Consider the following 13,101-nt stretch of genomic DNA (forward strand, 5'->3'; position numbering starts at 1 on the left):
TCGAGATTGCATCACGACCGGTGCGCCGATGCGTCGTCGTGCAGTCCCGATTCGTAGAATGCCGCCGATGACCACGAACGCCGCCACGGATCCGATGATCGGTCGCATGATCGATCAGCGGTACCGCGTCCGCTCCCGCATCGCGCGTGGAGGCATGGCGACCGTGTACCTCGCGACCGACGTCAGACTCGAGCGCCGGGTCGCGATCAAGATCATGCACGGCCACCTCGCCGACGACGAGGCCTTCCGTGAGCGCTTCATCCAGGAGGCCCGCTCGGCCGCCCGGCTGTCCCACCCCAACCTGGTCGGCGTCTACGACCAGGGTGCCGAGGGCGACACCGCCTACATCGTCATGGAGTACATCCCGGGCATCACGCTGCGGGACCTCCTGCAGGAGCACCGCGCCCTGACGCCCGAGCAGGCGACGGACATCCTCCGCGCCGTGCTCGCCGGCCTGGCGTCGGCGCACCGTGCGGGCATCGTGCACCGCGACCTCAAGCCCGAGAACGTCCTGCTCGCCGACGACGGCCGCATCAAGCTCGGCGACTTCGGCCTGGCCCGCGCCTCGACGCAGAACACGGCGACCGGGGCGGCGCTCCTCGGCACGATCGCGTACCTCTCCCCCGAGCTCGTGACGCGCGGCGCCGCCGACTCCCGGAGCGACATCTACGCCGTCGGCATCATGCTCTACGAGATGCTCACCGGCGAGCAGCCCTACAAGGGCGAGCAGCCGATGCAGATCGCGTACCAGCACGCCAACGACACCGTGCCGATGCCGAGCGCAGCGACACCCGGCGTGCCGGCGGAGCTCGACGAGCTCGTCGCGTGGTCGACCGCCCGCGACCCCGACGACCGTCCGCGGGACGCCCGCGAGATGCTCGAGCACATCAACGGCAACCAGCAGCGGGCGACCGGCCAGTACCGGACCGCGGTGCTGCGGCCGGAGAACGCGACCGCGATCCTCCCCGCCGGCGCTCCAGGCCCGGACGCCACCGACGCCACCGCGGTGATCGGCGCCCGCACCGACGTCCCGGCGTCCGGAGCCGGCCCCGACGGCGGTCGTGGCACCGGCCCGACCGGCGGCCGCGGACGAAACGCCCCGGGTCCGCGACGCACCGGCCAGGCCCCGGGGGCGCTCTCCCCCGCGGCTCAGCGGCTCGCCGACAAGTCCACCAAGCGCCGGAAGCGCGGCTGGATCGCCCTCGTGGTGGTCGTCGTGCTCATCCTGGCCGGAGCCGGCTTCGGCTGGTACTTCGGCCCGGGGCCCGGCGGCAACGTCCGGATCCCCCAGGTCGCCGGCAAGTCGGTGTCCCAGGCCCGCCAGATGCTCGAGGCCGAGGGGCTCCAGGCAGCCGCGAAGACCCGGGCCCGGTTCGACGCCGTCGTCGCGAAGGGGCAGGTCTCCGCGACCGCCCCCGCCGCCGCGCGTGAGGTCCGCAAGGGGACCTCCGTGCAGATCCTCGTCTCCGACGGCCCGAAGATGATCACCCTGCCCGCGATCGTCGGGCAGTCGGTGTCCACCGCGCAAGCCGCCCTCGACGACGACTTCGACCTGCAGGACCCGCAGTACCAGTTCTCCTCCGAGGTCGCGAAGGACACCGTCATCGCAGCCACCGGGCGCGACACCGACGGCGAGACCGTGGACCTGACCAAGGTGAAGACCTACGGCGAACGCGGCCCGGTCACCCTGACCGTGTCACTCGGCGCCGTCCCGGACGTCACCGGCAAGACCGTGGCGGACGCCACCGCCGCACTCGAGGCCGTCGGGCTCACCGTCGGCGCCCAGGACGAGCAGTACAGCGAGGACGCTCCCGAGGGGCAGGTCATCTCCGCGAAGGCCGAGGCCGACCCCGCCGTGAAGGGCACCGCGATCGACCTGGTCGTGTCGAAGGGCCCGGCGCCGATCACGCTGCCGGACGTGCAGGGCAAGACGCTGAACCAGGCCACGTCGACGCTCGAGAACCTCGGGCTGAAGGTCTCCTACCCGGACTGCAAGAACGTGCTGTGCAGCTTCTACGACTGGAAGTCGACGCTGCCCGTCACGGCGACGGACCCGGGCGCGAACGCCACGGTCCACAAGGGCGACACCATCACGCTGCACTACGACCAGTAGGCGCGTGCGCGGGGGTGCGGCAGCGCCGGACGCGGGGGTGCGGCAGCGCCGGGCGCACTCGCGACGGATGCGACAGCGCGCAGGCGGATGCGCGGCGCAGACGGCCGCACACTGTCGCAATCGGCGCGTGCGGCGCCGGGCGCGACCACAGACGGACGGGAGGCCCGGTGCCAGCTGGCACCGGGCCTCCCGGCTGTGGCTGGTCGCGACCAGTGCGCGAAAGCGACAGTACGGCGCTGGCGCGCACACCACCACTGTCGCTCTGCCGGACCACTTGCGACCGACGCGACAGCGCGCAGGCGGATGCGCGGCGCAGACGGCCGCACGCTGTCGCTTCCGTCGCGCGGGGCGACGGAAGCGACAGCGTGCGGCGTGCCGCGCGGCTAGCGCGCGGTGTGCGGGTGTGCGCTCAGTTCCTCGGCAACGAGGAACGCGAGCTCGAGCGACTGCATGTGGTTCAGGCGGGGGTCGCACAGGGACTCGTAGCGGGTCGCGAGGGTGGCCTCGTCGATCTGCTCCGACCCGCCGAGGCACTCGGTCACGTCGTCACCGGTGAGCTCGACGTGCATGCCGCCCGGGTACGTGCCGGCTTCGCGGTGCACCTCGAAGAAGCCGAGGACCTCGTCCACGACGTCGTCGAACCGGCGGGTCTTGTAGCCCGTCGGGGTGGTGAGGCCGTTGCCGTGCATCGGGTCGGTCACCCACAGCGGGTTCGCGTCCATGCCCTTGATGGCCTCGAGGAGCTTCGGGAGCTCGTCGCGGATCTTGCCGGCGCCCATGCGGGTGATGAACGTCAGACGGCCGGGCTCGCGGTTCGGGTCGAGCTTCTCGATGAGGGCTTCCATGTCGGCGACCTTGGTGGTCGGGCCGAGCTTGACCCCGATCGGGTTCCGGACGCGCGAGAGGAAGTCCACGTGGGCGCCGTCCAGGTCGCGGGTGCGCTCCCCGATCCAGATGAAGTGCCCGGAGGTGTCGTACGCCTGGCCGGAGCGCGAGTCGATGCGGGTCATCGGGCGCTCGTAGTCCATGAGCAGCCCCTCGTGCGAGGCGTAGAACTCGACGTGCTTCAGCTCGTCGAAGTCCGCACCGCAGGCGTCCATGAAGCGGATCGCGCGGTCGATCTCCTTCGCGAGGTGCTCGTACCGGGCGTTCGCCGGGTTGGACGCGAAGCCCTTGTTCCACGAGTGCACCTGGCGGAGGTCCGCGAAGCCGCCCTGGGTGAAGGCCCGGACGAGGTTCAGCGTCGAGGCGGCCGTGTGGTAGCCCTGCACGAGGCGACGGGGGTCGGCGGCGCGGCTCTCCGGCGTGAAGTCGTAGCCGTTCACGATGTCGCCGCGGTAGGCGGGCAGCGTGACGTCGCCGCGGGTCTCGAAGTCGCTCGAGCGGGGCTTGGCGAACTGCCCGGCCATCCGGCCCATCTTGACGATCGGCATCGATGCGCCGTACGTCAGCACGACGGCCATCTGCAGGATCGTCTTGACGCGGTCGCGGATGGAGTCGGCGGTCGCACCGGCGAAGGTCTCGGCGCAGTCACCGCCCTGCAGCAGGAAGGCCTTGCCCTGCGCGGCCGCGGCGAGGCGGTCGCGGAGCTGGTCCACTTCCCCGGCGAAGACCAGCGGCGGGAGCGTCGCGATCTCGGCGGAGGCGGCTTCGGCAGCGGCCTGGTCGGGCCAGCTGGGCTGCTGCTTGATCGGGAGCGTCCGCCAGTAGTCGAGGCCCTCGATCACGTCCGGATCCTGCAGGGCGACGAAGTCGGTCGACTCGAACAAGGCTGTACCTCTTGGTTCTGCGATGGTGGCTGCCCCGGCGGGGTGCCGGGACCATCAGAGCCTAACGTGCAGGCGTGCTCTGGCGTTCCCGCATGACCTTCTCGCGTGCCGTGCTCGCACGTTCCTTGACACTCGTCGCGTAGACGTCCTCGTACTCCTGGCGGCTGAGGCCGGCGAGTGCGTGCATGACCTCGTCGGTGACGCTCCGGAGGATGAAGCGGTCGGTCTCGAAGCCCTGGAAGCGGGAGAAGTCGAGGGGCTTGCCGAAGACGACGCCGACGCGCTTGAACTTCGGGATGCGCTGCCCGATCTGCTGCACTTCCCGCGTGCCGACCATGGCGACCGGGACCACGACGACGCGGCCCTCGAGGATCATCCGCGCGATGCCGGTGCGACCGCGGTAGAGCTTGCCGTCCGGGCTGCGGGTGCCCTCGGGGTAGATGCCGAGCTGCTCGCCGCGCGCCAGGACCTGCAGGCCGGTGCGGAGCGACGCCTCCGAGGCCTTGCCACCGGAGCGGTCGATCGGCAGCTGCCCGATGGCGTTGAAGAACGTCTTCGTCGCCCAGCCCTTGAGCCCGCGTCCGGTGAAGTAGTCGCTCTTCGCCAGGAAGGACAGTCGGCGGTCGAGCACCGCGGGGAGGATCACCGAGTCGATGAACGACACGTGGTTCGACGCGAAGATGACCGGCCCCGAGGTCGGCACGTGCTCACGACCCACCACCCACGGCCGGAACAGCGTGAGGATGAGCGGGCCGAGCAGGAAGTTCTTCAGCAGCCAGTAGAGCATCGTCGACTCCGTATCGGGTGAGGCGTGGGGCGTGCGCGCCGGTCGTCAGGCGGTGCGGGCGTGGATCCGCGCGAGGTCCGCCGCGCCGACGACACCGGCGTCGTTGACGAGCTCGGCGATCACGAACTCCGGCTCCGGGTGGTACCCGCGGGCCGGGAGGTTGTTGAGGTACGCCTGACGGATCGGGTCGAGCAGGCGCTCCCCCGCGCTGGCGACGCCGCCGCCGAACACGAAGAGCTGCGGGTCGAGCACGGCGGACAGGGAGGCGCAGGCCTCACCGAGGTGCCGACCGAGCCGACGGAGCGCCGCGAGGGCACCGGGGTCGTCGGCGAGGATGAGGTCGCCGATGAGCCCGCCGTCCAGCTGGCCGCCGTTGTCGTCGCGGGCCTGGGCCAGGGCGACACCGATGCCGCCGGCGTCGGCGACGTCGTTCGCCATGCGCTGCAGGGCCCGGCCGGAGCCGTACTGCTCGATGCAGCCACGGGCGCCGCAGCCGCACGGCAGGCCGTTCGGGACGATGCGGAGGTGGCCGATCTCGCCGCCGGTGCCGAAGCCGCCGCGGAACAGGCGGTCCTCGGTGACGATCGCACCACCGACGCCGGTGCCGATCGTCAGCATGGTCATGTCCGAGACGAGCCGTCCGGCGCCGAAGCGGAACTCCGCCCAGCCGGCCGCGTTGGCGTCGTTGTCCACCGTGATGTGCAGGTCGCCGAGGCGCTCCTGCAGCTTCTGGCGGAGCGGTTCGTTCCGCCACCGGATGTTCGGCGTGTAGTAGACGATCGACTGCGACGCGTCGATGAACCCCGGCGCGGCGACGCCGACGGCGCCCACGTCGTGGCCGTCGCGGAGTCGCGAGACCATCGCGACGACGTCGTCCAGCATGGCGTTCGGGTCCGCAGCGTTCGTGGCGACGCGGTCCTCGGCGAGGATCTCGCCCAGTTCCGTGACGACCGCTCCCGCGATCTTGGTGCCCCCGATGTCGATTCCGATGGCGTGCACGAGGACCGAGCCTACCGGTTCGGTGCGTACTCATCGAACGCGCGACGTCGAGCCCTATGCTGGAAGCAGAGTCGTCAACGTGAGACGTACTCGTCATCGAATCGGTCGACAAGGGAGTTGCCGTGAACGATCAGCGACCCGCACCAACCAGCGAGTCCCAGCCAGCCACGACGCCGCCCGTCGCACCGGACCACGGCTCCGCCGCCCGGCTGCTCTCGGACCGCGCCCGCCTGACACCGGGCCGGCCGATCCTCAGCGAGCGGCACGGCGACACCTGGACGACGATCAGCGCCGCCGACGTCGAGCGCCGGGTGCGCGGGATCGCGAAGGGGTTCATCGCCGCCGGCCTCGAACCCGGTGCGCACGTCGCGATCCTCTCCAGGACCCGCCTGGAGTGGACCCTCGTCGACTTCGCGATCTGGACCGCCGGCCTGGTGTCCGTCCCGGTCTACGAGACCAGCTCCCCCGACCAGATCCGGCACATCCTCAGCGACTCCGAGTCGGTCGCGATCGTCGTCGAGCAAGAGGAGCACGCACGCCGCGTCGCCGGGATCGCTACCGACCTGCCGCACCTCGGGCAACACTGGACGATCGACGGTGGCGGTCTCGACGACCTGACCCGCCTCGGCGAGGACGTCACCGACGACGACCTCGACGCCCGCACCGCCGCGGTGCACGGCCACGACGACGCCACGATCATCTACACGTCGGGCACCACCGGCCGGCCGAAGGGCTGCGTGCTCCGGCACGACAACTTCACCGCAACCGTCGAGGGCTCCACCGAGGCGATGTCCGAGATCATCGCCGGGGACGCCTCGACCCTGCTCTTCATCCCGATGGCGCACGTGTTCGCGCGGTTCATCGCCGCGATGTCGATCTCCGCCGGCGTCCTGGTCGGGCACGAGCCGGACACGAAGGACCTCATGAAGGCCGTGTCCACGTTCAAGCCGAGCTTCCTGCTCGCGGTCCCCCGCGTGTTCGAGAAGATCTACAACTCCGCCGAGCAGAAGGCCGACCTCGGGGGCAAGGGCCGGGTCTTCCGCGCCGCCGCCACCACCGCGGTCGCGCACTCCGAGGCCGTCGCCGCCGGCAAGGTCCCGCTCGTCCTCGCCCTGAAGTACCGGCTGTTCGACAAGCTCGTCTACGCGAAGCTCCGGGACGCGATCGGTGGCCGGGTCCGCTACGCGATCAGCGGCTCAGCACCACTCTCCCCGCGGCTGTCGCACTTCTTCCGGTCGATCGGGGTCCTCATCCTCGAGGGCTACGGCCTCACCGAGACCACCGCACCCGCCACCGTGAACCGCGCCACCGAACTCCGCATCGGCTCGGTCGGCCGCGCACTCCCCGGCGTCGAGATCCGCATCGCCGAGGACGACGAGATCCTGATCCGCGGCGTCGACGTCTTCGACCGCTACTGGAACAACCCAGAGGCCACCGACAAGGCGTTCGCCGACGGCTGGTTCCGCACCGGCGACCTCGGGCGGCTCGACGGCGACGGGATCCTCACCGTCACCGGCCGCGCCAAGGAGCTCATCGTCACCGCGAGCGGCAAGAACGTCGCACCGGCACCGCTCGAGGACGGCGTCCGCGAGCACCCGCTCATCGGCCAGGTCGTCGTGGTCGGCGAGGGCAAGCCGTTCGTCGCCGCACTCGTCACGCTCGACCGCGAGATGCTGCCCGGCTGGTGCGAGTCGCGCGGGATCACGCCGGCGCTCTCCGCGCACGAGGCCGCCTACGACGAGCGCGTGCTGGCAGCCGTGCAAGAGGCCATCGACACCGCGAACGGCCGGGTCTCCCGTGCCGAGTCGGTGCGGTCGTTCACGATCCTCGACACCGAGCTCAGCGAGGCGTCCGGCCACCTGACGCCCAAGCTCACCATCAAGCGGTCCGTGATCCTGTCTGACTTCGCCGCGGACATCGCGCACATCTACGCGGGATCGAAGGTGCAGACCACGGCGACGCCGGTGGTGGAGGGACGCCGCCGGAAGTAGGCGGCCGGGTCCGGAGCGGACCAGACGGGAGGCCCGGTGCCGGTCCACGGGACCGGCACCGGGCCTCCCGTCGGTTGCGTTCGAGGCGTGCGGTGCGTCGCGGACGGTACCGCCTGCTGGTCAGACCGTGCGGTTGTCCGGCGCGTCCGTGGGCTCGAGGACCGCCGTCGACGACGTCGTCGTGGCGACCGGCTCGGGGCGGTGGTTGGTGCGGGTGCGGTGCGAGCTGAGCTCGTCGTTCTGGGGTGCCATCGTGCGTCCTGGAGGTGTGGGAAACCGTGTCGGTGGGAGGCCGACGGGATACGGTACCTCTTCGTCAGGACATGGCGACAATCCCACGTCCGGGTGTCACGTCGACGGGGGGTGTCACGACCCCCGCAGGTTCAGTGGAACCAGTCCTGCGAGCGGATGTCGCGGAGGGCCTGGCGGCGCGTCTCCGGGGCGAGCGTCATCACGTAGACGGTGCCGTCGAGGTGGTCCACCTCGTGCTGCAGGGCCTCGGCCATCAGACCGGTGCCCTCGACCACGACCTCGTTGCCGTCGACGTCCACGCCCCGGACCTTGGCGTACGGGTACCTGCTCGTCGGGTAGGCCAGGCCGGGCACGGAGAGGCAGCCCTCGTCCATGAGCTCGGGCTCGCCCGAGGTCTCGACGACCTCGGGGTTGAGGACGTACCCGACCTCGCCGTCGACGTTGTAGGAGAACGCACGCAGGCCGACACCGATCTGCGGGGCCGCGACCCCGGCGCGACCGGGCTCCTTGACGGTGTCGATGAGGTCCTGCACGAGGTCCCGGATGCCGGTCGACCCGAGTGCGGTGGGAGCGATCGGGTCGGCGGTGGAACGGAGGACGGGGTCGCCGAAGAGGCGGATCGGACGGACGGTCACGTTACTGCAGCACCACCAGGAGGTCTCCGGCGTCCACCTGCTGGGTCACCGGGATCGCGAGACGGCCGACGACACCCGCAGTGGGTGCCGTGATGGCCGCTTCCATCTTCATCGCCTCGATGCTCGCCACGGCCTGCCCGGCCTCGACGGCGTCACCGACGGCGACCTTGAGCGTCACCACGCCGGAGAACGGCGCCGCCACGTGCTTCGGGTCGGTCTTGTCCGCCTTCTCGGCGGCCTTGGTCTCGACCGTGATCGAGCGGTCGCGGACGTACACCGGACGGAGCTGCCCGTTGAGGGTCGCCATCACGGTGCGGATGCCGCGCTCGTCGGCTTCGCCGATCGCCTCGAGCCCGACGAGCAGGTTCACGCCCTTGCCGAGCGGCACGACGTGCTCTTCGCCCGGACGGAGGCCGTAGAGGTAGTCCACGGTCGACACGACCGAGAGGTCGCCGTACTCGTCGCGGACCTGCTGGAAGGCCTTGGTCGGTGCCTCGAACAGCAGTCGGTTGAGCGCCTGCTTGCGGGCGTCCCCCGGCGTCGCGAGTGCTGCACGCTCACTGTCCGGCACCGGGGTGATCGTCGGGACGATGTTCCGGCCCTCGAGCACCTTCGAGCGGAACGGCTCCGGCCAGCCGCCGGGGAGCTCCCCGAGCTCGCCGGCCATGAACCCGATCACCGAGTCCGGGATGTCGTACTTCTGCGGGTTCTGCTCGAAGTCCACCGGGTCGGCGTCGACCGCGGCGAGCTGCAGTGCGAGGTCGCCGACGACCTTCGACGACGGCGTGACCTTCGTCGGGCGGCCGAGGATGCGGTTCGCCTCGGCGTACCAGTCCTCGACCTGCTCGAAGCGGTCGCCGAGCCCCAGCGCGATGGCCTGCTGGCGGAGGTTCGAGAGCTGCCCGCCGGGGATCTCGTGCTTGTACACGCGGCCGGTCGGCCCGGCGAGGCCGGACTCGAACGGTGCGTAGGCACGGCGGACGGCTTCCCAGTACGGCTCGAGGTCGCCGACGGCGTCGAGGGAGATGCCGGTGTCGCGTTCGGTGTGCGCGAGGGCCGCGACGAGCGCGGACATGCTCGGCTGGCTGGTCGTGCCGGCCATCGGCGCGGCGGCGACGTCCACGGCGTCCGCACCGGCACGGGCGGCGGCGAGGAGGGTCGCGAGCTGTCCGCCGGCCGTGTCGTGGGTGTGCACGTGCACCGGCTGGTCGAAGCGCTCCCGGAGCGCCGTGACGAGCCGTTCGGCGGCACTGGCGCGGAGCAGGCCCGCCATGTCCTTGATGCCGATGACGTGCGCGCCGGCCTCGACCATCTGCTCCGCGAGGCGCAGGTAGTAGTCGAGCGTGTAGAGGTCCTCGGCGGGGTCGAGGAGGTCGCCGGAGTAGCAGATCGCGGCTTCGGCGACGGCGGTGCCCGTGGCGAGGACCGCTTCGAGCGCCGGGCGGAGCTGGCTGACGTCGTTCAGGGCGTCGAACACGCGGAACACGTCGACGCCCGTCGCGGCGCCCTCGGCGACGAAGGCGTCCGTGACCTCGGTCGGGTACGGCGTGTACCCGACGGTGTTGCGGCCGCGGAGGAGCATCTGGATCGGGATGTTCGGCATCGCTTCGCGCAGGGACGCCAGGCGCTCCCACGGGTCCTCGCCGAGGAAGCGGAGCGCGACGTCGTAGGTCGCACCACCCCAGGCCTCCATGCTCAGGAGCTCCGGGGTCAGCCGGGCGACGTACGGGGCGACCGCGACGAGGTCCTTGCTCCGGACGCGGGTGGCGAGGAGCGACTGGTGGGCGTCGCGCATCGTCGTCTCGGTGACGGCGAGGGCGGTCTGCTCGCGGAGGGCCTTCGCCCACGCGGCCGGGCCGAGCTCCAGCAGTCGCTGCCGCTGCCCCGCCGGCGCGGGCGTGTTGAGGTCGAGGCGCGGGAGCTTCAGCGCGGGGTCGACGATCTGCGCACCCGGCTCGCCGTTCGGCTTGTTCACCGTCACGTCGGCGAGCCAGTTCACGACCTTCGTGCCGCGGTCCTTCGAGACGTGGCCGCTGAACAGCTGCGGGCGTTCCTCGATGAAGGCGGTGGAGATGTCGCCGCGGGCGAAGTCCGGGTCCTCGAGCACCGCCTGGAGGAACGGGATGTTCGTGCTGACCCCACGGATGCGGAACTCGGCGAGGGCACGCTTGGCGCGGGCGACCGCCGCCGGGAAGTCCCGCCCACGGCACGTCATCTTCGCGAGCATCGAGTCGAAGTGCGGGCTGATCTGGGCGCCGGTCGCGACGGTGCCGCCGTCGAGCCGGACACCGGCGCCACCGGGGCTGCGGTACGTGGTGATGCGGCCGGTGTCCGGGCGGAAGCCCTGGGTCGGGTCCTCGGTCGTGATGCGCGTCTGGAGCGCGGCACCGTGCACGGCGACCGTGTCCTGGCTGAGGCCGAGGTCGGCGAGGGTCTCCCCCGCCGCGATCCGCATCTGCGACTGCACGAGGTCGACGTCCGTCACCTCTTCGGTGACGGTGTGCTCGACCTGGATGCGCGGGTTCATCTCGATGAAGACGTGCTGGCCGGCGCGCTCACCCACGGTGTCGAGGAGGAACTCCACGGTGCCGGCGTTCACGTAGCCGATCGACCGGGCGAACGCGACGGCGTCGCGGTGCAGCGCCGCGGCGACCGCGGGGTCGAGGTTCGGCGCCGGGGCGATCTCCACGACCTTCTGGTTGCGGCGCTGCACGGAGCAGTCCCGCTCGAAGAGGTGGATCGTGCCCGCGTCGGTGCCGGTGGCGTCCGCGAGGATCTGGACCTCGATGTGGCGCGGCCGGAGCACCGCCTGCTCGAGGAACATCGTCGGGTCGCCGAACGCACTGTCGGCTTCGCGCATGGCTTCTTCGAGCGCGGCACGCAGCTCGGCCTTCGTCTCGACGCGGCGCATCCCGCGGCCACCACCACCCGCGACGGCCTTCGCGAAGACCGGGAAGCCGACGGCGTCCGCACCCGCGATGAGCTCGTCGATGTCGCGGCTGGCCGGGGTGCTCGCGAGGACCGGGACGCCGGCCGCGATCGCGTGCTCCTTCGCGGTGACCTTGTTGCCCGCCATCTCCAGCACGTGCTCGCCGGGGCCGATGAACGTGATGCCGTTCGCGGCGGCCGCTGCGGCGAGGTCCGGGTTCTCGGACAGGAAGCCGTACCCGGGGTAGATCGCGTCGGCGCCGGACTCCAGCGCCACGCGGATGATCTCCGACACGTCGAGGTACGCGCGCACCGGGTGCCCACGCTCGCCGATCAGGTACGCCTCGTCCGCCTTGAGACGGTGCAGGGAGTTGCGGTCTTCGTAGGGGTAGACGGCGACGGTGCCCGCGCCGAGCTCGTACGCCGCGCGGAAGGCACGGATCGCGATCTCGCCACGGTTGGCGACCAGGATCTTGCGGAACACGCGGGCCCTTTCAGCGCTGGGTCAGGTGGGACAACCCTACTGGCGGTAACGTTGCTCAACGTGCATGTACTCAGCGTGAGCTCTCTCAAGGGCGGTGTCGGCAAGACGACGGTCACACTCGGTCTGACCTCGGCCGCGTTCGCCAAGGGCCTGCGAACGCTGGTCGTCGACCTCGACCCGCAGTCCGACGTCTCCACCGGCCTCGACATCAACATCGCCGGACACCTCAACGTGGCCGACGTGCTCGAGAACCCGAAGGAGAAGATCGTCCGCCAGGCCATCGCGCCGTCCGGCTGGACGAAGGGTTCCCAGGGCAAGATCGACGTCATGGTCGGGTCGCCCTCCGCGATCAACTTCGACGGGCCGCACCCCTCCATCCGGGACATCTGGAAGCTGGAAGAGGCCCTGGCCAACGTCGAGCAGGACTACGAGCTCGTGCTCATCGACTGCGCGCCGTCGCTGAACGCCCTCACCCGCACCGCCTGGGCAGCGTCCGACCGCGTGACCGTGGTCACCGAGCCGGGGCTGTTCTCCGTGGCCGCCGCCGACCGCGCCCTCCGCGCGATCGAGGAGATCCGCCGCGGACTCTCCCCCCGGCTCCAGCCGCTCGGCATCATCGTGAACCGTGCGCGCGTGCAGTCCCTCGAGCACCAGTTCCGCATCAAGGAACTCCGCGACATGTTCGGCCCGCTCGTGCTCTCCCCGCAGCTGCCCGAGCGCACGTCGCTGCAGCAGGCGCAGGGTGCGGCGAAGCCGCTGCACGTGTGGCCGGGCGAGTCCGCGCAGGAGATGGCGCGGAACTTCGACCAGCTGCTCGAGCGCATCATGCGCACGGGCAAGATCGGCCCCTACGCCGACGGCACCCCCGCGTAGCGCGGGCCGGCGGGCGCGCGTGCGCCCCGGCGCCCGGCGCCCGGCGCCCGGCGCTTGCTGAGATCGCACTTCGTGTCGCCCCGGTTCACCGGAAGCGACACGGAGTGCGATCTCACGTTGGGGGCGGCGCGGCGCCGTGCGCGGCGCCGTGCGTGGTGCGAGAGGCGTGGTGCGAGGCTCCACGACTCGCCGCTCAGGTTCGTCGAAGTGTCACGAATGCCCTGTGTTCGGGCTCGAGATGCGCGAACGACGGCATCTCGAAGGACACCG

The 13,101-nt window shown here is 71.1% G+C and carries 9 protein-coding genes; 3 read left to right on the forward strand and 6 right to left on the reverse strand.

Annotated elements, in window-relative coordinates; genetic code table 11:
* Positions 1–67: 67 nt before the first annotated feature.
* Positions 68–2,113, forward strand: coding sequence for a Stk1 family PASTA domain-containing Ser/Thr kinase (pknB, locus tag EDF27_RS13315; protein WP_123653066.1), 2,046 nt, complete (start codon positions 68–70; stop codon positions 2,111–2,113).
* 383 nt (positions 2,114–2,496) lie between these two features.
* Here pknB and EDF27_RS13320 read toward each other — a convergent pair whose 3' ends face one another.
* From EDF27_RS13320 to EDF27_RS13330, 3 genes are all read right to left on the reverse strand, one after another.
* Positions 2,497–3,840 (reverse strand): 3-deoxy-7-phosphoheptulonate synthase class II, encoded by a 1,344-nt coding sequence (locus tag EDF27_RS13320; RefSeq protein ID WP_123653801.1) that lies wholly within the window; start codon positions 3,838–3,840, stop codon positions 2,497–2,499.
* 103 nt (positions 3,841–3,943) lie between these two features.
* Positions 3,944–4,669: a lysophospholipid acyltransferase family protein gene (locus EDF27_RS13325; protein WP_123653065.1), complete on the reverse strand. Its 726-nt coding sequence runs from the start codon at positions 4,667–4,669 to the stop codon at positions 3,944–3,946.
* A gap of 45 nt (positions 4,670–4,714) precedes the next feature.
* A complete protein-coding gene (locus EDF27_RS13330) occupies positions 4,715–5,668 on the reverse strand; it encodes an ROK family glucokinase (protein ID WP_123653064.1) in 954 nt (317 codons plus the stop codon).
* Between the two features lie 122 nt (positions 5,669–5,790).
* On the opposite strand from EDF27_RS13330, the gene EDF27_RS13335 reads away from it, so the two are divergent.
* On the forward strand, positions 5,791–7,659 hold the full coding sequence (locus tag EDF27_RS13335) for a long-chain fatty acid--CoA ligase (RefSeq protein WP_207909628.1): 1,869 nt from the start codon (positions 5,791–5,793) through the stop codon (positions 7,657–7,659).
* A gap of 120 nt (positions 7,660–7,779) precedes the next feature.
* On the opposite strand, the gene EDF27_RS20270 is transcribed toward EDF27_RS13335, so the two are convergent.
* From EDF27_RS20270 to EDF27_RS13345, 3 genes are all read right to left on the reverse strand, one after another.
* Complete coding sequence (locus tag EDF27_RS20270) at positions 7,780–7,911, reverse strand: hypothetical protein (protein WP_279433190.1); 132 nt, start codon at positions 7,909–7,911, stop codon at positions 7,780–7,782.
* A 131-nt stretch (positions 7,912–8,042) separates the two neighbouring features.
* The gene (locus EDF27_RS13340) at positions 8,043–8,546 is read right to left on the reverse strand and encodes a peptide deformylase (RefSeq protein ID WP_132049261.1); all 504 of its coding nucleotides are present in this window, start codon (positions 8,544–8,546) and stop codon (positions 8,043–8,045) included.
* Position 8,547: 1 nt separating this feature from the next.
* Positions 8,548–11,958, reverse strand: a complete 3,411-nt coding sequence (locus EDF27_RS13345; protein ID WP_132049263.1) for a pyruvate carboxylase — start codon at positions 11,956–11,958, stop codon at positions 8,548–8,550.
* A 60-nt stretch (positions 11,959–12,018) separates the two neighbouring features.
* On the opposite strand from EDF27_RS13345, the gene EDF27_RS13350 reads away from it, so the two are divergent.
* Positions 12,019–12,831, forward strand: a complete 813-nt coding sequence (locus EDF27_RS13350; protein WP_123704563.1) for a ParA family protein — start codon at positions 12,019–12,021, stop codon at positions 12,829–12,831.
* Positions 12,832–13,101: the final 270 nt, after the last annotated feature.

This window comes from Curtobacterium sp. PhB136 (assembly GCF_004346855.1).
Taxonomy (GTDB): Bacteria; Actinomycetota; Actinomycetes; order Actinomycetales; family Microbacteriaceae; genus Curtobacterium.

What these genes read in the sequence shown, in the direction of transcription:
- pknB (WP_123653066.1), top strand. Translation starts at nt 68, where the DNA reads ATGACCACGAACGCCGCCACGGATCCGATGATCGGTCGCATGATCGAT.
- EDF27_RS13325 (WP_123653065.1), bottom strand. Translation starts at nt 4,669, where the DNA reads ATGCTCTACTGGCTGCTGAAGAACTTCCTGCTCGGCCCGCTCATCCTC.
- EDF27_RS20270 (WP_279433190.1), bottom strand. Translation starts at nt 7,911, where the DNA reads ATGGCACCCCAGAACGACGAGCTCAGCTCGCACCGCACCCGCACCAAC.